The sequence below is a fragment of the Phenylobacterium sp. genome (assembly GCF_041920015.1).
In the GTDB taxonomy this organism is placed as follows: Bacteria; Pseudomonadota; Alphaproteobacteria; order Caulobacterales; family Caulobacteraceae; genus Phenylobacterium.
On the sequence record NZ_JAYRST010000057.1, the window covers coordinates 1 to 20,151 of the forward strand.

Here is a 20,151-nt window from a genome sequence, read left to right on the forward strand (position 1 = left end):
CATGGAGGCGATCCCGCTGCTGGTCTCGCTGCAGGCTCTGGCCGGGCGGCTGGAGGAAGAGGCCGATGCCGCCTCCCCGTTCCTGCCGCGACACGCGACCTTGACCATCGGCCTGCTGAACGGCGGCACAGCCGGGAACATCCTGGCGCGCGAATGCAGTTTCCAGTTCGACCTGCGTTGCCCGCCCGGCCAGGACCCGCGTGCGATCATCGCCCCGTTCGCAGAGCAGGTGCGGGCGTTGGACGGACGGCTGAAGGCCCGGTTCCCGGAGGCCGGGGCGGCGATCGTCCAGCGTTCCAGCACCCCGCCGTTATCGCCCGAACCGGACGGCGCCGCCGAGGCTTTCGCCCGGCGGCTGGCTGGCGACAACGGCCCGGCCCGCGTCGTGCCCTATGCGGCCGAGGCCGGGCAGTTCCAGGAGGCGGGCTTCTCCACCGTGATCTGCGGCCCCGGCTCCATCGACCAGGCCCATCAGGCCGACGAATATGTGGATCGCGTGCAGATGGAGCGTGGCGCGGCCTTCATGGCCCGGCTCATCGAGTGGGCCGCAGCGGGCGAATGACCGGCCGGCGGTGGAAGAGGTCGCGCGGGTTCCAGGTCATGGCCCGGGCGATGGCCAGCGACGAGGCGCGCCGCCGCGCCTGAACCTGCCACCGGCTCTTCAGGATGGTCGGCAAGCCCTTCAGCGACTCCTTGAACGCGCGCCAGACGAGCGGCGCATGGTGATGGTTCTCGCGTCGGCTGGAGATGTAGGCCACCGCCGCTAGGTGCAGCGGCACGACGATGGGCAGCAGCGGCCAGGGCGTGTCCTTGTAGACCACGTAGAAGCGGTTTCGGGTGCCGTGGAACACCGCGAAGTCGGACTTGCGCCCGCCGCTGGAGGCCGAGCCGACATGCTCGATCACCGCGCTCGGGACCAGCAGCGTCGGCTCGCCTGCGAGCTGCAGCCGATAGCCGAGGTCGACGTCCTCCGAATAGCAGAAGAAGAACTCGTCGAAGCCGCCGAGGTCCAGGAACAGGGCACGGTCGATCATCATCGCCGCGCCGCAGGGCGAGAACACCTCGCCCTCGGCCGTGTCGCCGGGGTCGGGCGACAGATAGCCTCCGCGATAGGGAATGCCGTAGATCGACATGATGTCGCCCAGGCCGTCCAGCAGCGAGACGTCCTCGGCCATCACCTGGCGCGAGGTGAAGGAGCGTACGCCAGGATGACGCGCGGCCGCGCCTGCCAGTTCCTCCAGCCAGTCGGGCCGGGCGTAGGCGTCGGGGTTCAGCAGCACGTACCAGTCGCCGCGCGCCAGCCGCGCGCCCTGGTTGCCCGCACCGGCGAAGCCGAGGTTCTCGGCGTTCTCCACCAGCCGCACGAACGGGAACTCGCGGGCGATCTCGCGGTCGCCGGGATCGGGCGAGGCGTTGTCGATCACCAGGGCTTCGAAGTCGGTGAAGGTCTGGGCGGCCAGATGCTCAAGACAGGTGCGCAGGGTGGGGCCGGAATTGTAGGCGATGACGCAGACGGTGATCTTCGGCCCTGGCGGCTTGTGTTCCGGCGCTGGGTCGTTCATGCGGTGGCGGTTTCCAAACTCGGGGCAGCCATGACGTCGATCACGCCGCTTTCCATTCCAGAGATCCTGCTTATCACGCCCAAGCGCCATGGCGATGCGCGGGGCTGGTTCTCCGAAACCTGGAGCCGCCGGACCCTGGCGGAGGCGGGCGTCGAGCACGACTTCGTGCAGGACAACCAGGCCTTCAACGCCAAGGCGGGCACGGTGCGCGGCCTGCACTTCCAGCAATCGCCCCATCCGCAGGCCAAGCTGGTGCGGGTGCTGCGCGGCGAGATCTTCGACGTGGCGGTGGATGTGCGCGCAGGTTCGCCGACCTATGGAAAATGGGCCGGGGCCAGGCTGACGGCGGCGGGGGGCGAGCAACTCCTGGTCCCGCACGGTTTCGCGCATGGCTATGTGACCCTGACCGACGATTGCGAGTTGTTCTACAAGGTCGACGGGCTCTATGCGCCCCAGACCGAGGGCTCGCTGATCTGGAACGATCCCGAGGTGGGGATCGAATGGCCGTGGGACGGCGAGGTCATCCTGTCCGACAAGGACAAGGTCGCTCCCCGGCTGAAGGACATGCCGGTCCCGGTATTCTAGTGGAGGCTCTGGCGGACGTGGCGGACAAGAGCGAACTGGTCGACATCCTGAACATCGAGGCCATCGACCTCGACATGTTCCGCGGGCGCACGCCCGAGGGCCAGAGCCGGCGTATCTATGGCGGCCAGGTGGTGGCTCAGTCGCTCGCGGCCGCCTACCGCACGGTCGAGGGCCGGGTCTGCCATTCGCTGCACTGCTATTTCATCCGCGGTGGCGATCCGACGATCCCGATCCTGTTGAAGGTCGAGCGGGTGCGCGACGGCGGCAGCTTCACCATGCGCCGGGTCACCGCCCTGCAGCACGGCCAGCAGATCTTCAACCTGTCGGCCTCGTTCCAGACGCCGGAGACGGGCCTGGAGCACCAGATCGAAATGCCCTCGGCGCCCGGCCCCGAAGGGCTGCTGGACGAGGACGAACTGCGCAAGGCCGGCGGCGAGACCGAGCAGCGCCGCACCTGGCCGATCGAGGTGCGGCCGGTCGATCCGCCACCCTATGGCTCGGCGCCGGTCATGGACCCCGAGCAGGCGGTGTGGTTCCGCGCCCGCGCCCCGCTGGGCGACGATCCGATGATCCACCAGTGCGCCCTGGCCTACGCCACCGACATGACCTTGCTGGACACCTCGCTGCGGCCGCATGGGATTCCGGGGGGCGAGGGGCGGCTGCAGGTGGCCAGCCTGGATCACGCCCTATGGTTCCACCACCCGACCGACTTCACCCAGTGGCACCTCTATGTGCAGGACAGCCCCTCCGCCGCGGGCGGGCGCGGCTTTAACCGCGGCTCGATCTTCGATCCCGGCGGCAAACTGGTGGCCTCGGCGACCCAGGAAGCGCTGATCCGCTATCGCTAGGAACGCGCCCTGCTTGAAGTAGCGGCCATGGTGCGGCGTCAAGATATTGACGGTCGTCTTCGTTGGGTCGTCTCCAGTCCCGAAACGGCAGAGGCCCTGCGATCGGAGCAAGTATTACTCGATCTCTACATTCGATCTTGATGACGGCATGAGATTGAGGGCGGCGTACTGCAACAGCATGATTGTTTTGCCATCCCGGATCGTGCCGGATTCGATCATCGCCAAAGCTTCTTCGATCCTGACTTCGAAGATCGCAATATCTTCACCTTCGTCCTTATTCCCGCCGCCCTGTGAAACGCGGTCGGTAGCTTCATACTCGCCGACGAAGAAGTGAAGCCGCTCCGTCACCGAGCCGGGACTCATGAAGGCGTCGAAGACCTGCCGCACCTCGCGGACCCGAAAGCCCGTTTCTTCTTCTGTTTCTGCACGAATACGGGTTTCGGGTTCGGCATTGTCGAGAAGCCCTGCAGGAGTCTCGATCAGAAGATCGTCGTGCCCATTGACGAAGGCCGGATAGCGGAACTGGCGGGTGAGGATCACCGTGCGTCGGCGAGGGCTGTAGAGAAGGATCGTCGCCCCATTTCCCCGATCATAGGTTTCCCGCGACTGCTGTTGCCAGCTTCCATCAGTCCGTTGGAACGAGAGGGTCGTTTTCTTCAGGATGGACCAATCGCTGGAGAGGACAGCGACGTCCTCCACGCGAATGCGATGGGCGATGCTCATGATAGGGACCCCGGACATGCACGAACGGGGCAGCGGCCACGCTCTATATGTGTGCTAAAGTTCGTGCAATAATGTGCATGGTCAAGAATTTTCGTGCAAACGAGCAGTGTATGCTGACAACGGAACGCAAGGCTCTCATTCAGCAGGTGCTACGCCGTGATGGCCGTCTGATAGCCAAGGCGTTCAGTCAGGAACTGGGCGTCTCGGAGGACACGATCCGTCGCGATCTGCGTGAACTTGCTGGTGAAGGTCTGCTGCAAAGGGTGCATGGTGGCGCTCTGCCAGCCTCGCCGGCAGTCGCGGATTTTACGTCACGCGAGGCGACAGGATCGCCCGCCAAGGCCCGGCTTGGCAGGGTTGCTGCTCGCTTGATTCAGCCAGGACAAATCATATTCCTCGATGGGGGAACGACAAACGTGCAGCTGGCGCGTCAACTCCCCCACGACCTCGAGGCCACCGTCATAACCCATAGCCCAAGCATCGCGGTTGAACTGGCGCACCACCCTCTGGTGGATGTGGAGATGATCGGGGGCCGCATCTTCAAGCATTCGATCGTCACCGCTGGGGCTGTCACGGCGGAGGCGATCTCGCGTGTCCGCGCCGATGCTTATTTCATGGGAGTGACCGGTCTTCACCCTGAAACGGGCGCGACCACGGGCGATGGGGAAGAAGCGGCCATCAAGCGGCTGATCGCCCGGCAGTCAGCGGAAACGATCGTTCTGGCGACACGCGAAAAGCTAGGCGCGGCGTCGCCTTACAGCATCATGCCTCTGAAAGAGATCGCAACGCTCGTGACGGAGGCCGGACTTGCCGATGAGGTGTTGCAACCCTTTCAATCTGCGTCGATCAACATCGTAGAGGGCTGACGACCTTTTGGGATGTCCGACTAGAACCGCGCGGCCGCCGCCGTGACGGCGCGCCAGACCTCGTGCGGATGGGTGGCGGCGATCAGGTGGCCGCCGTCTTCTATGACGTGGGTCATGCGAAGGTCGAGCGCGCGGCCGAGATCGCGCATGCTCTCCAGGTCGGTGAGCGGGTCGTGCGCGCCGTGGATGATCGCGGCCGGCGCCGTCACGTCCGCCAACGCCTCGCGCCAGGTGGAGAAGCCCTCGCGATAGTCCTCGGCCACGCCGGGCACCGAGGCGACGAAGATGTCGCGGAACCACTCGAAGCCGGTCTCGCCGCTGGGAATGGACAGCGCGATCTGGTCGGCCTCCCAGGCGTGGAACACCCGGGTCATGATCCGGCGGGCGATCCTGGCGTTCGCGCAGTTGCGCGTGAACTGCCAGGCCAGCCTGCGCGCCCAGCCGGGCCGGATGACCAGGTCGCGCAGGCCGGTGAAGAAGGCGTCCATATAGGCGCTCTTGCGGCCGCCCTGCTGGAAGGCGTTGCCGCCGGCCATCACCAGGCCGGCGATCAGATCCGGCCGCAGGCGCGCCAGGCGCGCGCCGTATGAAATCCCCAGGGAGCTGCCGGCTAGGATCACCGGCTCGGCCAGGAACCGTTCGATGAAGGCCGCATAGTCGGCCAGGACCTCGTCGATGTGGCCGTCCGCATCGTCGAAGCCGGCCGGCCCGGTCTCCAGATAGCCGGCGCGGACCGGCGTGATCAGCCGCAGGCCTTCCTGCTCGAGCGCCTGGACCCCAGCGTGCAGAATGGTCGGAAACAACATGCCGTGCAGCAGCAGGATCGGCCGCCCGTTCAGCGGCCCCATCTCCAGCACGCGCGCCGTTCGCCCGGTGGTCAGAGGCGCACGGTAGTATCGGCACATCGGCAGGTGCGCCGCGGCGAAGTCGGCGACGGCGTCGTCTGCGTCCCGTGCGGCCAGGGCCGGCTCGGCCGGCAACCGGCCGGTCATCTGGCTCATGACCAGGCGCACGAGGTCGACCTGGCCGGCGCAGTCGAGCTTGGCCAGCACCGACTTCAACTGCGCGCGCTTGGTCTCGAAGGAAAGGCCGTCGGCGGCCGCGGAGTCCTTCAGCGAAAGGCCGCCCACCAGGCGATAGACCACCAGCTTTTCGGCATGGGACAGCGCCGCGCCGGGATTGGCCTGGTCCAGCAGGTCGAAGATCTCCGCCCGCGTCAGGTAGTGGGCGCGGAGCCCCAGGCCCTGGGCGGCCGGCACGATCCAGATCAGCGCGCCGCCGTCATCCGACAGCGTGACGCCGGTCGAAGCGCCGGCCTCGATGCGGCGAACAAGCTCGGCCTGTATGAAGTCGGGACAGCCCTCGGACCGTTCGACGAGCTGGCCTCGCGGCGAAAAGCCGGCCCAAAAGGCCTTGGCGGCGTCGGTTGGCGCCGGAAGCGTGGACAGCACCTGTTCGGCCGCCAGTTCCGCCTCCTCGGCGTGCAGGACGGCGAAGGCCGAACGCAGGACATGGGCGGTGCCAGCCTCTTCCGTCCGCTCGCCCCCCTCTGGCATGTCGTTTTACCCCATATGGGTGTTTCGGCGCACTCCGCGGGAACTTAACGTTCCGCTAAGCATGTGGATCGTCCTGAGTACTTCATAACTACTGCTTGTCTGGCGGGCAATTCAAGACTGCCCTCTGATCGCGCAGGTGTGTTGTGGGCCTGGGCGAGCATTTGCGCTCGGAAAATGGAATTGCGGGGCTGCATCGTGAAGACGGTTTTCATATCATTACTAGGCCTGGCCCTGGCGGCGGCCGCGGCGCCCGCGCAAGGCGCTGTCACTACGCTCGACTTTTCGGGGAATATCTGCGGGGCGTCCGGAAACGGGGCTTGCAGCGCAAGTTCGATTATCGGCGCGGCCTATGGCGACAGCCCCGAGATCGATGTGTCGTATCGCTCGGTCTATGCGGCCACAGGCGTGGTCGACGAGAATTTCCTGAGACATTGGACCGTCGGTTACGGTGATCTGCGGGGGATCGCGTTCGGGGGGGGCGGCACGACGTTCTCGGAGATCGCCTTCACGCCGACTGCCGGCTACGAAGTCTCGCTGTTGGGCTTTGATATTGCGACCTGGCAAGGCGCACACCCCACCGTGCCGGTCAAGATTCTGAGCGGCGGCGGCGTGACGATCTTCGATTCGACGATTTCGACGAACACCCCGCTCCACAACGCGCTGGCGGTCAATTCGGCCTATTTCGCCGATGGGATCATCCTGCGCTGGGGTCCTAACGGATACAATGTCGGGGTCGACAACATCCGTTTCGACGTTCGCGCGATCGACAGCGGCGGCGGCAGCGCGGTTCCCGAACCGGCCACCTGGGCGATGATGATCGCAGGCTTCGGCCTGGCCGGCGGCGCCATCCGCACGCGGCGGCGGCTTGCGGGCCTGGCCAGCGCCTGACGGTTTGCAGTCTTGAAAGACGCCTCCGGGTTCGCCCCGGAGGCGTCTCGCCGTTCAGGCGGTCTCCGGCTGGGCGACGAAGCCCTTCCAGGTGTTCATGTAGTCGATGAAGGCTGGGCCCAGGCGCTCGTTTCGCAGATGCTCTCGCGTCACCGGCAAGGCGGCCGGGACGAAGTCCGGGTCGGCCTGGACCTTCTGCGGATAGTCGTGGTGCAGGATGGCGGCGCGGCCGATCAGCACGTAGTCGGCGCCGTTCTCCAGGCACTCGCGCGCGGTGGCTGCGGCCATGATCTTGCCCGCAACGCCGAGGCGAACGGCCCCGCGGTCGAGTTCGGTGAAATAGGACATCAGGCTGCGGCCCTGGAACGCCTCCTCGACCGGCTCCTTGGCGACGTCCCACAGCGACATGTCGAGATAGTCGATCTTGCCCGCCTTCATCAGGATTTGGGCCAGGTCGCGGATCTCGGCCAGTTCGACGCCGAAGCGCTCGGGCGACAGGCGAATGCCGAGCTGGAAGTCGGCGCGGCATTCGCTGCGAATCCCGTCGATGATCTCGTGGACGAGGCGGGCGCGGTTCTCCGGCGAGCCGCCATAGCGGTCTTCCCGGCGATTGATCGTCGGCGACAGGAACTGGCACAGCACATAGCCGTGGGCGCCGTGGATCTCGACCCCGTCGAAGCCCGCGGTCTGCGCACGGACGGCGGCGGCCACGAAGTCGTCGCGCAGCGTCTCGACCTCGGACAGGGTCAGGGCGCGGGCGCCGGTCTCGGCGTCTTCCGAAGGGCAGACCGGCGCCTGGCCGATCAGCTCCCTGGGCGAGCGCATGCCCGCGTGGTGAAGCTGGATCGCGGCGATGGAGCCCTTGGCCTTGATCGCCGCCGCCAGCTGCGAGAGGCCGGGCAGGTGTTGGTCGCCGAACACGCCGAGCTGGCCGGGAAAGCCCTGGCCGATCGCCTGGACATGCGCCGCGCAGGTCATGGTGAGGCCAAAGCCGCCTTCGGCCCGATAGGTCAGCCAGGCGAACTCGTCGTCCGACAGCACCCCGTCTGGACGGCTCTGCAGGTTGGTCAGGGGCGCCAGCATGAAGCGGTTCTTCATGGCCGGGCCGTGGGTGAAGGTAAGGGGCGAGAAGAGATCGTTCATGCTTCCACCTCGAAGCTGAGGCCGGCGTTCTGCTGCAGGCGCTCGATCAGCCGGTCGCCCAGAGCCGCGCCGGGAACCCAGACGCCGCCGGGCACGTCCGGGGCGTTCACCAGGCAGATGGCCGTCTCGGCGATCATCTTCGAGGTCGAGCCGTAGCCGGGGTCCTTGTCGCCCTTCACCGCCACCCGTACCTTGCGGCCGTCGGCGGCGATCCCGATGAAGGCGGCGTCGTAGAAGCCGGTCTCGCGCTCTTCCTTGCTGGGACCTTCGCCGGGCTTGGGCGAATTGGCCGCGTCGACCGCGAAGCTGGCCGGGGCGTTCGGATCGACCACCGCCATCTCGTCATAGACGAAATCCGTCCCGTAGGCGTGACCTTGCAGGAGGTTCGAGCGGTGGACGTTCTTGGTGTTGATGGCCGCCATCATGAAGGGGCCGACCTCGGCGCCCAGGTCCTCGTCGCGCTCCACGGCGTCGCCGCGCGGCTGCTCGGGGCCCTTGAAGCCGGGCGTGAGGGCGAAGGGATCGACCATCACCGCCAGCAGGGCGGGATTTTTCTGGATCGCCTCCATGGTGGCGCGGCCGCTGGCGGCGGTGCCGCCGGAAAGGCCGCCCTTCAGCCGGCGCATGCGGCCTTTCACCCGCGGGACTACGCCGCCCAGCCTGGCCTTGGCCGTCTCCTGGGCGAAGAACACGCCCAGCTCGAAGGGGATGGAGTCGAAGCCGCAGGAGAACAGGATCCGCGCCCCGCTCTTCTGCGCGGCTGCGTGATGGGCGCCGATCATCTCGGCCATCCAGTTGGGTTCGCCGCAGAGATCGAGATAGTCGGTCCCGGCCGCGACGCAGGCGGCGACCAGGTCCGAGCCGTAGAGCTGGTAGGGGCCGACCGTGGAGACGATCGCCTTGGCGCGGCCGACCATTGCGTTCAGGGAGGCCGGATCGGCGGCGTCGGCGACGACCAGGGGCGTGTCCTTCGGCGCGCCGATCTCGTCGCGCACGGCCTCCAGCTTTTCGCGGCTGCGGCCGGCCATGGCCCACTTGACCTTGCCGCCGACGCCGTAGCGCGCGGCCAGGTGCTCGGCGACCAGCCGACCCGTAAAGCCCGTGGCCCCATAGACGATGATGTCGAACTCGGCGGCGTCCTTCATGGCGTCCTTCCTCCCTGCAGTGCGGCGGCGACCTTGCCGGAACTTCGCGGCCTTGCAAACGCGCGTTTGAATATCTCTTGATGTCGAACGCCGTTCGGGATGTTTTTCTGCATACGACGGGGACCGACTCTTGCGCTGCGCCGGCCGCTCGCCATCAATCAGACAGCGCCGAGCGAACAAGGCGCAGAGGGAGCCCGTCCGTGACCCAAGCCGCGCCGGCCGCAAGGCCGCTCGCCATGCCGACCACGCTCGCATTTTCGACCATCGCTTTGCCCCTCGGGGCGCTTGGGATCGCTGCGGCGGTCTATCTGCCGCCGCACCTCTCGGCCCATCTGGGCGTGCCCTTGTCGATCGTGGGCCTGGCCGTCGCGACCGTGCGGATGCTCGACCTGGGCGTCGATCCGGTGCTGGGCCTGGCGATGGACCGCACCCGCACGCGGCTGGGCCGATACCGGGTCTGGATCCTGATCGGCGGGCCGATCCTGATGGCGGCGGTCTATGCGCTGTTCCAGGCTAAAGCCGGCATCGGCGCGGCCTATCTGATCGTCTGGCTGCTGGTCTTCTACCTGGGCAATTCGATCCTCTCGCTGGGCCATTCGGCCTGGGCCGCGACGCTGGCCACCGAGTACCACCAGCGCTCGCGCATGTTCGGCATCCTGGCCGCGGCCGGGGTGGTGGGGGCGGTGATCCTGCTGCTCATCCCCATCGCCACCGCTCACATGGGTATGCAGGCGGCGGAAGGCGTGCGCGCCCAGGGCTGGTTCATCCTCGCCATCATTCCGCTGGTGGTCGGCCTGGCCTGCCTGGCGACGCCCGAGCAGGTGACGCCCGCCCCGCCCGAGCATTTCGCCCTGCGCGACTATCTCTCGCTGATCACCAAGCCCGACCTGCTGCGGCTGTTCCTCGCGCAGATGGCCCTGACCCTGGGGCCGGGCTGGATGAGCGCGCTCTACATGTTCTTCTTCACCGACTCGCGGGGCTATTCGCCCGAGCAGGCCTCGATCCTGCTGCTGGTCTATGTGATGGCCGGGATCGTCGGCGCCCCGTTCACGGCGCGGATGGCCATGCGGTTCTCCAAGCACCGGACCTTGATGGTCACCACCACGGCCTATTCGCTCGGGCTCTGCACGGTGATGATCCTGCCCAAGGCCAGCATGGGCTGGGGCATGGTGATGATGTTCTGGGAAGGCTTCATGGCGGCCGGCTTCGACCTGATGATCCGCGCCATGCTGGCCGACGTGGCCGACGAGGTGCGGCTGGAACAGGGCCAGGAGCGTCTGAGCCTGATCTATGCGCTCAACGCGCTCGCCTACAAGATCGCCGCGGCCTTCGCCATCGGCCTGACCTTCCCGCTGCTCGACGCCATCGGCTATGTCGCCAAGGACGGGGCGGTGAATACGCTCCAGGCGATCCACGGCCTGGAACTGGCCTATATCGTCGGGCCGATCGTCTTCGTCATGCTGGGCGGGGCCTGCGTGCTGGGCTGGAAGCTCGACGCGGCCAAGCACGCCGACATCCGCCGCCAGCTCGCCGAGCGTGATGCTCACTACGCCGAGGCGCCGGTCATCGAGAGCTTCGGCGCCGAGCCCGCCATCGCCGTGCCGCCGGAGGGCCGCTCCGGCTGACGCGAGGTCATGGTGGGCGGCGCGCCAAATCCGTGACAGCGTAAGGCGAAAGAGCCTTCGAGGAGCCCGCCATGGACAACCGCATCACCGTCGACCTGAAGGACGGCGTCGCCGACGTGCGCCTGGTGCGCGCCGACAAGATGAACGCCCTGGACGACGCCATGTTCTCCGCCCTGATCGAGACGGGCGAGCGTCTGAAGGCCGAGAAGGGCGTGCGCGCCATCGTGCTGTCGGGCGAGGGGCGGGCCTTCTGCGCCGGGCTCGACATGGGCAATTTCGGCAAGATGGCCTCGGGCGAGCGTGACGGCGGCAAGTCCTCGACCGGAAGCTCGCTGGTCACCGCCGACCGCACGCTGGGCGGGTCGAACCGGGCGCAGCATGCGGTGATGGTCTGGCGCGAACAGCCGGTCCCGGTGATCGCGGCGGTGCATGGCGTGGCGTTCGGCGGCGGTTTCCAACTGGCTCTGGCCGCCGACATGCGCTTCGTGGCCCCGGACGCCAGGATGTCGGTCATGGAGATCAAGTGGGGCCTGGTCCCGGACATGGCGGGCATGGTGCTGTTGCGCGGCCTGGTTCGCGACGACCTGGTTCGCGAGCTGACCTATACCGGCCGCATCTTCGAGGGGGCGGAGGCCGAGCGGCTGGGTCTGGCGACCCGGGTCTGCGCCGATCCGCGGGCCGAGGCCCTGGCCCTGGCCGCCGAGATCGCCGGCAAGAGCCCGACCGCCATCCGGGCGGCCAAGCGGCTGCTGAACATGATGCAGGACGAGGATCAGCACGCCCTGCTGAAGGCCGAGAGCGTCGAGCAGGCGGCGCTGATCGGATCGCCCAACCAGGTCGAGGCGATCATGTCGAACCTCCAGAAGCGCGCCGCGGCCTACGCCGACTGATGGTCACGCTCTACCATTGCGCGGACGCCCGATCGTTCCGGGTCCTCTGGGCTCTGGAGGAGCTAGGCGTTCCTTACGATTTGAAATTGCTGCCGTTTCCGCCGCGGGTGCGGGCGCCGGAATACCTGGAGGTCAACCCGCTGGGCACCATCCCGTTCTTCGTGGACGGGGAGACGCAGATGACCGAATCCTCGGCCATCCTCCAGTACCTCGCCAATCGGCATGGCGGGCCGCTTGGCCTGCCGATCGACGATCGCGAGTACGGGGCCTGGCTGAACTGGCTCTATCTCGGCGAGGCGACCCTGACCTTCCCGCAGACCCTGGTGCTGCGTTATTCGCGCCTGGAGCCGAAGGAACGGCGCAACCCGCAGGTGGCCGAGGACTACGCCAAATGGTTCATCGCGCGGCTGCGCGCGGTCGATAGGGCCTTGGAAACACGGGATTATCTGTGCGCGGGCCGGTTCACGGCGGCGGACATCTCGGTCGGCTACGCCCTGCTGCTGGCCCAGACCCTGGGACTGTCGGAGCGCTTCAGTCCGGCGGTCGCCGCCTATTGGGCGCGGCTGCAGGACCGCGACGGCTTTCGGCGGGCCAAGGCCGCGCAAGCCGCCGATGGAACGCCGGACTGGCAGGTTTAGCCGCCGGGCTTCCATGAAGGCGCCGAAGCGGCCTCGACCTCGACCCCGACATAGCGGGCGCGCGGGCGGATGGGGCCGCCGGTCTGGCCCTGTTCGATGGCGTGGGCGATCCAGCCGGCGCAGCGGGCGACCGCGAACAGGGCGAAGGGCGCATCCTCGGGCAGGCGCAGGGCTCGCGACATGGCCACCAGGGCGAAGTCGACATTGGGCGGCAGGCCGGTCATGGCGCTCACCGCCCCTTGCAGCCGCGACAGCTCGGCCGGCGGCTCGAACCGCTCGAGCAGGGCCGCCGCGCGCGGGTCGCCGTCCGGATAGAGGGTGTGGCCGAAGCCGGGGATCAGGCGGTCCTCGGCCAGCCGCGCCTGCACCGCCGCGCGCGGCCCGATCTCGCCGGCCTCGCGCGCCAGGCTCTGCACCGCCGCAGCCGCCCCGCCGTGGCGCGGACCCGACAGGGCCGCAAGGCCCGCCAGCGCAGAGGCCGCCAGCGAGGCGCCGGTCGAGGCCGCCACCCGGGCCGCGAAGGTCGAGGGATTGAGCTCGTGGTCGGCCAGCAGCACCAGGGCGCGGCGGATCAGGTCGGCGCCGGGTCCGCCGGGACCGAGCCCCCAGGCGAGCGCCAGGCGATTGGCGATGGCGCCGCCGCCGACCTGGCCGGCGACGGCGTCGGTCAGCACGTCGAGCAGGGTCGCGGCCTCCACCGCCAGGGCGAGCGGGTTGCGGCCGCGGGCTGGCGGGTCGATCCCGGCGCGGATCGCCAGGGCCAGGAAGGCGCGCGAGCGCATGTCGTCGCCCTCCGGCGGGGCCGGGCGGTCGGTGCGCTTCAGCGCCGCGCCATGGCCGCCGCGCAGCAGGCGGGCGACCGCCTCCAGGGTCTCGGTCTGCGAGAGCTCCACGGCGTCGCGCCCGCGGTAGAACAGCCGCCCGCCCGAGACGGTGGTGATCGCCGAGGCCAGCACCGGCTCGCCCCAGGCGATGGCGCCGGCCGCGACCTCGGCCACCTTGCGGCTGCGGCGCTTGCGGTCGGTGAGGGCGGCGATGTCGGCGGCCCGATAGAGGCTGCGGCGCGGGTCGCGCGGATCGGGCCGCACCTGCACGCGCCCGCGGCTGACATAGGCGTAGAGCGTCTGGGCGCGCACGCCCAGCCGGTCGCGGGCTTCGTCGGCGGCGATCCAGTCGGGGGAGCGGGCGGTCTGAGCAGGCATATGTTGATTATATTGATCAAGATTGACGCTTCCAGCTTGCGGGCAAATATCGCCGCGAGCAAGAGGAGTTCCCGCCATGTCCGATGGCCTTGAAGACGTCGTCGCCGCCAACACCGTCCTGTCGGAAGTGGACGGCCAGCGCGGCCAGTTGATCATCCGCGGCCATTCGCTGGACGAGCTGGCCGGGCGCGCACGGTTCGAGGACGTGGCCCGCATCCTGTTCGACGGCTTCTTCGACGACCTGCCGGCCGACGTGGCGCCGGCCCTGGGCGCGGCGCGGGCCGAGGTGTTCGGCGAGGTCGCGGCCCTCGACACCGGGCTGCTGGATCGCACCCCGATCGAGGCGATGCGCGCCCTGACCGCGCGGCTGGCGGACGGCGACGACCTGCCGACCGCCCTGCGGCTGCTGGCGGCTCCGGCGGTGTTCACGGCGGCGGTGATCCGCGCCCAGGGCGGCCATGCCCCGGTGGCGCCCGATCCGGCCCTGTCGCACGCCGCCGACACGCTGCGGATGCTGCACGGCCGCGCGCCGGGCAAGGCCGAGGCCGACGCCCTCGACACCTATCTCGTCACGGTCTGCGATCATGGCCTCAACGCCTCGACCTTCACCGCGCGGGTGATCGCCTCGACCCGGGCGGGCCTGACCTCGGCGGTGCTAGGCGGGATCGGCGCGCTGAAGGGGCCGCTGCATGGCGGGGCGCCAGGCCCGGTGATCGAGATGCTCGACGAGATCGGCGAGCCCGCCAATGCGCGGGCCTGGATCGAGGCGGCCCTGGCGCGCGGCGACCGGCTGATGGGCTTCGGCCACCGTATCTACCGGGTGCGCGACCCGCGGGCCGACGCCCTGAAGGCGGCGGTGCGGCGGCTGGACGACGGGTCGAACGTGCGGCCGGGACGGGTGGCCTTCGCCGAGGCGGTCGAGGCCGCGGCCCTGGCGATCCTCAAGGCCCACAAGCCGGATCGGGCCCTGGACACCAATGTCGAGTTCTACACCGCCCTGCTGCTGGAAGCGCTCGACTTCCCGCCCAGCGCCTTCACCTGCGTCTTCGCCATGGGCCGCGTCGCCGGCTGGGTGGCCCACGCCCGCGAGCAGGTCGCCGGCGGCCGCCTGATCCGGCCGCAGTCGGTCTATGTCGGCCCGGCGCCGTTGAAGGCCGCCTAGGCCTCGACCGCGTGGTCCTTGAGGACGCCCAGCGGCACGATGGCCAGCGTCTCCTCGTGGGTGCTGGTCAGCACCACCTGCGGGGCGGCGCCGGCGTCGAGCGCCTCCTTCCAGCGCGGGGCGCAGAGGCACCAGCGGTCGCCGGGCTTCAGGCCGGGAAAGCCGTATTCCGGAACCGGCGTCGACAGGTCGTTGCCCATCATCTTCGAGAAGGCCAGGAACTCGGCGGTCATCACCGCGCAGACGGTGTGCAGGCCGACGTCGTGCGGGCCGGTCTCGCAGCAGCCGTTGCGGAAGAAGCCGGTGACCGGATCGAGCGAGCAGGGGATAAGCTCCCCGCCCAGCACATTCTTCGCATCGGCGTCGTAACGGGTGGTCATGGCGTCACTCTAACCCCTATGACTAGGCCTCCGCCATCCTGACCGGAGAGCTGACCCGTGATCGCCGACCGGCCGCGCCGCAGCGCCCTCTACATGCCCGCCGCCAACGCCCGCGCCATCGAAAAGGCGCGCGACCTGCCCTGCGACGTGGTGATCCTCGACCTGGAGGACGCGGTCGCGCCCGAGGCCAAGGCCCTGGCCCGCGACCAGGCCGCCGCCGCGGTCCGCCAGGGCGGCTTCGGCCGCCGCGAGGTGGTGATCCGCGTCAACGGCCTCGACACCCCCTGGGGGCTGGAGGATCTGGCCGCCGCCATCGAGGCGCGGCCCGACGCCATCCTGGTCCCCAAGGTCTCCAGCGGCCATGACGTGCGCGCCTATGGGGCGGTCGAGGCGGGCGGTGTGGCGCTCTGGGCGATGGTCGAGACCTGCGCGGCGCTCTTCGCCCTGGACGACATCGCCCGCGCCGGCGCGGGCCTCGGCGCCCTGGTGGTCGGGACCAACGACCTGGCCAAGGAGATGCGTTGCCGCCTGTCGGTGGAGCGGGCGGCGCTGGCCGGGCCGCTGTCGCTGATCGTCGCCGCGGCCCGCGCCCACGGCCTGGTCGTCCTCGACGGGGTCTTCAACGACATCGCCGATGCGGCCGGCCTTGCCCGGCAATGCGCGCAGGGGCTGGAGTTCGGCTTCGACGGCAAGACCCTGATCCATCCCAGCCAGGTCGAACCGGCCAACGCCGCCTTCAGTCCGACCCCGGAGGAGATCGCCTGGTCGCAGGCGGTGACGGCGGCCTTCGATTCGCCGGAAAACACGGTTAAAGGCGTCATTAAAGTCGATGGGCGCATGGTTGAGCGGTTGCATCTGGCCCAGGCGCGGCGCGTGCTCGCGGTCGCCCAGGCCATAGCCGCGGCGTGAGGCGTGATTTGAGGAAACTGCTGAAGGCTTCGATCTGTCTGCTGGCGCTCAGCGCGGCCCCGGCGGCGAGCGCCCAGGACGTGGTCGACCCGATCGGCTCGCTGCTGGACCAGATCGACGAGGAAACCGCCGAGACCCGCGGCGTTCCGCCCGAGGCCGCCGTCCAGGCGCCCGCCTCCCCGTCGCCTGCGTCCCAGCCGCCGCCGAGCATCGCCCAGCCGACCTTTCCCTATGGCGGCGTCCGCACGCCCTATGCGCCGCCCGCGCCGCGGGTCCTGCCGCCGTCGGTGTCGAGCGGGTCGCCGGTCAATGTCGACGACTACGACCGCACGCCCGAGCGGCCGCTCAACTCCGTCGAGCTGAACTACGAGAACCGCCTGCGCGCCTCCTTCGCCTCGGCCCAGGGGATGCAGGGGCCGATGGACGGCGGCTGGACGCTCAGCACCCGCGACGGCGCCAAGCTCTACGCCCTACTGCTGGTCGACAAGAACCAGGCGAGCCTGGAAGGCGCCTGGCGCGACCTGCGCCGTCCCGGCGTAGCCGAGGCTTCGGGCTTCTTCTCGGACATCCAGCGGATCGGCGGCCAGCTCACCGCCAGCTTCTATCCGGGCGCGGGCCGGGGCGCGGCCGGCCTCAGCCTCCAGGCGGCTTCCAACGGCGAGTGGAGCGGGGACCTGACCGAAGGCGGGCGGCGCATCCCGGTCGTCCTGCGGCGCGACTAGAGCAATTTCCGCCTGAGGGCCGGCCGCGGAGATTTCCCAAGGATCGTCATCGCCGGCCTTGCGACGGCGACCCAGGCACACGGGCCAGGTTGGACGCGAGCCGAGATCGCCGCTTCTAGAGGCCCAGCGCCGCGCGCGCCGCGGCCGTCACGGCGGCCAGCTTTTCGGCGTCATGGGGTTGCGCGGGGCTGTGGCCCCAGACCGGTCCCGGCCAGGCTGGATCGCCGGCCCGGCGGCCCACCACATGCACGTGGAGCTGTGGCGTGACGTTGCCCAAGGCCCCGACGTTCAGCTTTTCGACCGGTGCGCCCAGCGCCCGCACCGCGCGGCCGGCGGCCAGGATCTCGTCGGTCAGCCGGGAAAGGTCTCCCGGCGACAGATCTTCCAGCTCGCGCGCGGCTTCGACCCGCGGGATCAGCACGATCCAGGGATAGCGGGCGTCGTCCTGCAGCCGCGCCTGGCACAGCGGCAGGTCGCCCAGCTCATGGGAGGTGGCGAGGAAGGCGGGATCGGGCGCGAACATGCCCAATGGGTAGCGGCGAGGCGCCGCGGAGTCACTGGCCCTTGCCGCAAGGCCTTGTCGGGTCTAGACCGCCCGCGGATTTCGCACTGCAACCACGGGACAGTTCCATGACCACGAAGAAGCCGATCCGAGTCGCTGTCACCGGCGCCGCCGGCAATATCGGTTACGCCCTCCTCTTCCGCATCGCCTCGGGCGAAATGCTGGGCAAGGACCAGCCGGTCATCCTGCAACTGCTCGAAATCCCGACCGAAGGCGCCCAGAAGGCCCTGAAGGGCGTGGCCATGGAGCTGGAAGACTGCGCCTTCCCGCTGCTGGCCGACATGGTGCTGACCGACGATCCCAAGGTCGCCTTCAAGGACGCCAACTGGAACCTGCTGGTCGGCTCCAAGCCGCGCGGTCCGGGCATGGAGCGCGCCGACCTGCTGAAGGACAACGGCAAGATCTTCATCGCCCAGGGCCAGGCCATCGACGCCGTCGCCGCTGACGACGCCCGCGTCGCCGTGGTCGGCAACCCCTGCAACACCAATGTGATGATCGCCGCGGCCCAGGCCAAGCGCCTGCCGGCCGACCGCTTCACCGCCATGGTGCGGCTGGACGAGAACCGCGGCCGCGCCCAACTGGCCAAGAAGGCCGGCGTCTCGATCAACGACGTCAGCGAGCTGTTCATCTACGGCAACCACAGCCCGACCATGTTCGCCGACTTCACCCACGCCAAGATCGGCGGCAAGCCGGCCGCCGAGGTCATCGGCGACGAAGCCTGGCTGAAGAACGACTACCTGCCGACCGTCGGCAAGCGCGGCGCGGCGATCATCGAGGCCCGCGGCCTCTCCTCGGCCGCCTCGGCCGCCAACGCCCTGATCGACCATGTGCGCGACCTGACCACGGTCGGCGCGATCCACTCGGTCGCGGTGAACAGCCAAGGCCGCTACGGCTTCGCCGAAGGGATCTGGGCCGGCATGCCGGTGAAGACCACCGCCAGCGGCTACGAGGTCATCACCTCCTACGAGATGGACGACTTCGCCAAGTCGAAGATCGCGATCACCAACGACGAGCTGATCGGCGAACGCGACACCGTGAAGGACCTGCTGGGCTAAGCCTTTCGTTCCGTTCCGAAGCAAAGGCCGGCCCGCAGCTCGCGGTGCCGGCCTTTTTCGTGCGCGGCGAACTTAGCGGTCGCCGTCCGCGATGGCGTTCAGGTCGTCGATGCGCTGGTCGTAGAGCCGCGCCAGCGCCCGCGGCGAGCGCAGGGCCGCATCCTCGCGCATCGCCATGAAGTCGTTCTGCTCGGCCCGTAGCTCGCCATAGGGCGCGCCGGCGCGGACCGCTCGGCGGAAGGCGCGCGCCATCTGGTGATCGGCGGCCGCCAGGGCCGGATCGGCGCAGGTCATCTCGTCGGCCAGCGACCCGGGGGCCGCGCAGTCGACGGTGGGGATCATGGCCCTGTCGGTTTCGCGCGGCGTGGGCGCGCGCGGCGGCCTCGGCGCCTGGGGCGGCAGGCGGGGCGCCTGGGCCCAGGGCGGAGCCGGCGCGTCCGGCGCGGGCGGAGGCTCGGGCGCGACGGGAGGCTCCGGCGGGTCCATCGGGACGGGCTGCGGGGGCAGGGCGGGTTCCGCCGGCGGCGGTTCGGCCCGGGCCACGGCCTCCGGCGGCAGGGTCTCCAGCTTCTCGCCCACCGGCGGTAGTTTGGGCTCCGGCGGCGGAGCGCCCATCACGATGTCCATGCCGTCTTGCCTGTCCGGGCCGGCCGGCCCCTCGGCCAGCAGCCCGCGCGCCATGACGGCGGCGCCGACGGCGAGGGCCACAACCGCGGCCGCGCCGATCAGCAGGCCCGCACGGCTGCGCCGAGGTGAAGGCGGGGCCGGGCGGCGGCCGGGGTCGCCGAGCGTCAGGGGCGGTTCGCCGTCGAAGGTCATGGCCCGAGCTTAGGGCGCGCGGCTGAACCGCGCCTGAACTGGAACGGCTGGCGGCGTGCGCCGAACCGGCCGAGACTGCCGCCATGAGCCTTGGACCGACCTTGGAAACCGCCCGCCTGATCCTGCGCCCGACCAGCGGTGAGGACTTCGAGGCTTGGGCCGACTTCGCCGCCGACGAGGAGGCGGCGCGCTTCCTGGGCGGGCCGCAGCCGCGCGCGGCGGCCTGGCGCGCGATGTGCACCATGGCCGGCGCCTGGGTGGTCCGGGGCTTTGGCATGTTCTCGGTCATCGAAAAGGCCAGCGGCCGCTGGGTCGGTCGCCTGGGCCCCTGGCAGCCGGAGGAATGGCCGGGAACGGAGGTCGGCTGGGGGATCGCGCGCGAGTTCTGGGGCAAGGGCTATGCGCCGGAGGGCGCGGCCGCGGCCATCGACTGGGCCTTCGATCACCTCGGCTGGACCGAGGTGATCCACTGCATCGACCCCGGCAACGTCAATTCCCAGGGGGTGGCCCGCAAGCTCGGCTCCTCGATCCTGCGGCACGCCGTCCTGCCGCCGCCGATCAACGAGAGCGTCGATGTCTGGGGCCAGACCCGCGAGCAGTGGAAGGCGCAGCGATAGGGCTCCAAGATGCTCCCCTTCTGGGGGAGCTGTCCGCCGAATGGCGGACTGAGGGGGCTTGCTGAGTCGGCGGTCCCCCTCCGTCTCGGCGCTTTGCGCCGATCCACCTCCCCCAAAAGGCAGGGCTATCGCATATGGGTGTCATCAAGTCAGTTGAGAGTTGTTGTATGAGGTGTCTCGTATGACGGCGTTTGCGATGACGACGAGCTTTCTTGCGATGGCGGCGATGGCGAGACGCTTTGGTTTTCCGGCGT

The 20,151-nt window shown here is 69.3% G+C and carries 22 protein-coding genes; 13 read left to right on the plus strand and 9 right to left on the minus strand.

Features of this window, described 5'->3' with window-relative positions; translation table 11 throughout:
* Window positions 1–562: M20/M25/M40 family metallo-hydrolase (locus tag ACE3TL_RS12080; RefSeq protein WP_374578937.1), on the plus strand; the 562-nt coding region annotated here is incomplete at its 5' end.
* Here the strand turns inward: ACE3TL_RS12080 and ACE3TL_RS12085 are convergent.
* Window positions 534–1,562 carry a glycosyltransferase family 2 protein gene (locus ACE3TL_RS12085; RefSeq protein ID WP_374578938.1) on the minus strand — a complete coding sequence of 343 codons (1,029 nt, stop codon included), beginning with the start codon at window positions 1,560–1,562 and terminating at the stop codon, window positions 534–536. The two genes, ACE3TL_RS12080 and ACE3TL_RS12085, sit on opposite strands and share 29 nt — an antisense overlap.
* Before the next feature lie 30 nt (window positions 1,563–1,592).
* Between ACE3TL_RS12085 and rfbC the strand changes: the two genes are divergently transcribed.
* Both rfbC and ACE3TL_RS12095 read left to right on the plus strand, forming a co-directional pair.
* Window positions 1,593–2,147, plus strand: a complete 555-nt coding sequence (rfbC, locus tag ACE3TL_RS12090) for a dTDP-4-dehydrorhamnose 3,5-epimerase (protein WP_374578939.1) — start codon at window positions 1,593–1,595, stop codon at window positions 2,145–2,147.
* Between the two features lie 74 nt (window positions 2,148–2,221).
* Entirely contained in the window at window positions 2,222–2,995 is a 774-nt protein-coding gene (locus ACE3TL_RS12095; protein WP_374578958.1) for an acyl-CoA thioesterase, read from the plus strand.
* Window positions 2,996–3,109: 114 nt separating this feature from the next.
* Here the strand turns inward: ACE3TL_RS12095 and ACE3TL_RS12100 are convergent, their stop codons facing one another.
* On the minus strand, window positions 3,110–3,718 hold the full coding sequence (locus ACE3TL_RS12100; protein ID WP_374578940.1) for an NUDIX domain-containing protein: 609 nt from the start codon (window positions 3,716–3,718) through the stop codon (window positions 3,110–3,112).
* A gap of 110 nt (window positions 3,719–3,828) precedes the next feature.
* Here ACE3TL_RS12100 and ACE3TL_RS12105 point away from each other — a divergent pair, with 110 nt between their 5' ends.
* The gene (locus ACE3TL_RS12105) at window positions 3,829–4,584 is read left to right on the plus strand and encodes a DeoR/GlpR family DNA-binding transcription regulator (RefSeq protein WP_374578941.1); all 756 of its coding nucleotides are present in this window, start codon (window positions 3,829–3,831) and stop codon (window positions 4,582–4,584) included.
* A gap of 20 nt (window positions 4,585–4,604) precedes the next feature.
* Here ACE3TL_RS12105 and ACE3TL_RS12110 read toward each other — a convergent pair whose 3' ends face one another.
* A complete protein-coding gene (locus ACE3TL_RS12110; protein WP_374578942.1) occupies window positions 4,605–6,140 on the minus strand; it encodes an alpha/beta fold hydrolase in 1,536 nt (511 codons plus the stop codon).
* 141 nt (window positions 6,141–6,281) lie between these two features.
* Here ACE3TL_RS12110 and ACE3TL_RS12115 point away from each other — a divergent pair, with 141 nt between their 5' ends.
* Entirely contained in the window at window positions 6,282–7,028 is a 747-nt protein-coding gene (locus ACE3TL_RS12115) for a PEPxxWA-CTERM sorting domain-containing protein (protein WP_374578943.1), read from the plus strand.
* Between the two features lie 54 nt (window positions 7,029–7,082).
* Here ACE3TL_RS12115 and ACE3TL_RS12120 read toward each other — a convergent pair whose 3' ends face one another.
* Both ACE3TL_RS12120 and ACE3TL_RS12125 read right to left on the minus strand, forming a co-directional pair.
* Window positions 7,083–8,171: an NADH:flavin oxidoreductase gene (locus ACE3TL_RS12120; protein ID WP_374578944.1), complete on the minus strand. Its 1,089-nt coding sequence runs from the start codon at window positions 8,169–8,171 to the stop codon at window positions 7,083–7,085.
* Complete coding sequence (locus tag ACE3TL_RS12125) at window positions 8,168–9,316, minus strand: trans-acting enoyl reductase family protein (RefSeq protein ID WP_374578945.1); 1,149 nt, start codon at window positions 9,314–9,316, stop codon at window positions 8,168–8,170. The genes ACE3TL_RS12120 and ACE3TL_RS12125 overlap by 4 nt, the downstream gene beginning before the upstream one ends.
* A 200-nt stretch (window positions 9,317–9,516) precedes the next feature.
* Here ACE3TL_RS12125 and ACE3TL_RS12130 point away from each other — a divergent pair, with 200 nt between their 5' ends.
* From ACE3TL_RS12130 to ACE3TL_RS12140, 3 genes are all read left to right on the plus strand, one after another.
* On the plus strand, window positions 9,517–10,941 hold the full coding sequence (locus ACE3TL_RS12130; protein ID WP_374578946.1) for an MFS transporter: 1,425 nt from the start codon (window positions 9,517–9,519) through the stop codon (window positions 10,939–10,941).
* 71 nt (window positions 10,942–11,012) lie between these two features.
* Window positions 11,013–11,831, plus strand: coding sequence for a crotonase/enoyl-CoA hydratase family protein (locus ACE3TL_RS12135; protein ID WP_374578947.1), 819 nt, complete (start codon window positions 11,013–11,015; stop codon window positions 11,829–11,831).
* Window positions 11,831–12,469: a glutathione S-transferase family protein gene (locus ACE3TL_RS12140; RefSeq protein ID WP_374578948.1), complete on the plus strand. Its 639-nt coding sequence runs from the start codon at window positions 11,831–11,833 to the stop codon at window positions 12,467–12,469. Before ACE3TL_RS12135 ends, ACE3TL_RS12140 begins: the two co-directional genes overlap by 1 nt.
* Here the strand turns inward: ACE3TL_RS12140 and ACE3TL_RS12145 are convergent.
* A complete protein-coding gene (locus ACE3TL_RS12145; RefSeq protein WP_374578949.1) occupies window positions 12,466–13,671 on the minus strand; it encodes a citrate synthase in 1,206 nt (401 codons plus the stop codon). The genes ACE3TL_RS12140 and ACE3TL_RS12145 overlap by 4 nt on opposite strands.
* 76 nt (window positions 13,672–13,747) lie before the next feature.
* Between ACE3TL_RS12145 and ACE3TL_RS12150 the strand changes: the two genes are divergently transcribed.
* Window positions 13,748–14,833: a citrate synthase/methylcitrate synthase gene (locus tag ACE3TL_RS12150; RefSeq protein ID WP_374578950.1), complete on the plus strand. Its 1,086-nt coding sequence runs from the start codon at window positions 13,748–13,750 to the stop codon at window positions 14,831–14,833.
* Here ACE3TL_RS12150 and ACE3TL_RS12155 read toward each other — a convergent pair.
* A complete protein-coding gene (locus ACE3TL_RS12155) occupies window positions 14,830–15,213 on the minus strand; it encodes a DUF2237 family protein (protein ID WP_374578951.1) in 384 nt (127 codons plus the stop codon). The genes ACE3TL_RS12150 and ACE3TL_RS12155 overlap by 4 nt on opposite strands.
* Window positions 15,214–15,270: 57 nt before the next feature.
* On the opposite strand from ACE3TL_RS12155, the gene ACE3TL_RS12160 reads away from it, so the two are divergent.
* Window positions 15,271–16,122 (plus strand): CoA ester lyase, encoded by an 852-nt coding sequence (locus ACE3TL_RS12160; protein WP_374578952.1) that lies wholly within the window; start codon window positions 15,271–15,273, stop codon window positions 16,120–16,122.
* A gap of 8 nt (window positions 16,123–16,130) precedes the next feature.
* Window positions 16,131–16,844, plus strand: a complete 714-nt coding sequence (locus ACE3TL_RS12165; protein WP_374578953.1) for a hypothetical protein — start codon at window positions 16,131–16,133, stop codon at window positions 16,842–16,844.
* 115 nt (window positions 16,845–16,959) lie between these two features.
* Here ACE3TL_RS12165 and ACE3TL_RS12170 read toward each other — a convergent pair whose 3' ends face one another.
* Window positions 16,960–17,373, minus strand: coding sequence for an HIT domain-containing protein (locus tag ACE3TL_RS12170; protein WP_374578954.1), 414 nt, complete (start codon window positions 17,371–17,373; stop codon window positions 16,960–16,962).
* A 101-nt stretch (window positions 17,374–17,474) separates the two neighbouring features.
* On the opposite strand from ACE3TL_RS12170, the gene ACE3TL_RS12175 reads away from it, so the two are divergent.
* Entirely contained in the window at window positions 17,475–18,461 is a 987-nt protein-coding gene (locus tag ACE3TL_RS12175) for a malate dehydrogenase (protein WP_374578955.1), read from the plus strand.
* 72 nt (window positions 18,462–18,533) lie between these two features.
* On the opposite strand, the gene ACE3TL_RS12180 is transcribed toward ACE3TL_RS12175, so the two are convergent.
* Window positions 18,534–19,280 (minus strand): hypothetical protein, encoded by a 747-nt coding sequence (locus tag ACE3TL_RS12180; RefSeq protein ID WP_374578956.1) that lies wholly within the window; start codon window positions 19,278–19,280, stop codon window positions 18,534–18,536.
* An 83-nt stretch (window positions 19,281–19,363) separates the two neighbouring features.
* Between ACE3TL_RS12180 and ACE3TL_RS12185 the strand changes: the two genes are divergently transcribed.
* Window positions 19,364–19,897, plus strand: coding sequence for a GNAT family N-acetyltransferase (locus ACE3TL_RS12185; protein ID WP_374578957.1), 534 nt, complete (start codon window positions 19,364–19,366; stop codon window positions 19,895–19,897).
* The last annotated feature ends 254 nt before the right edge of the window (window positions 19,898–20,151 follow it).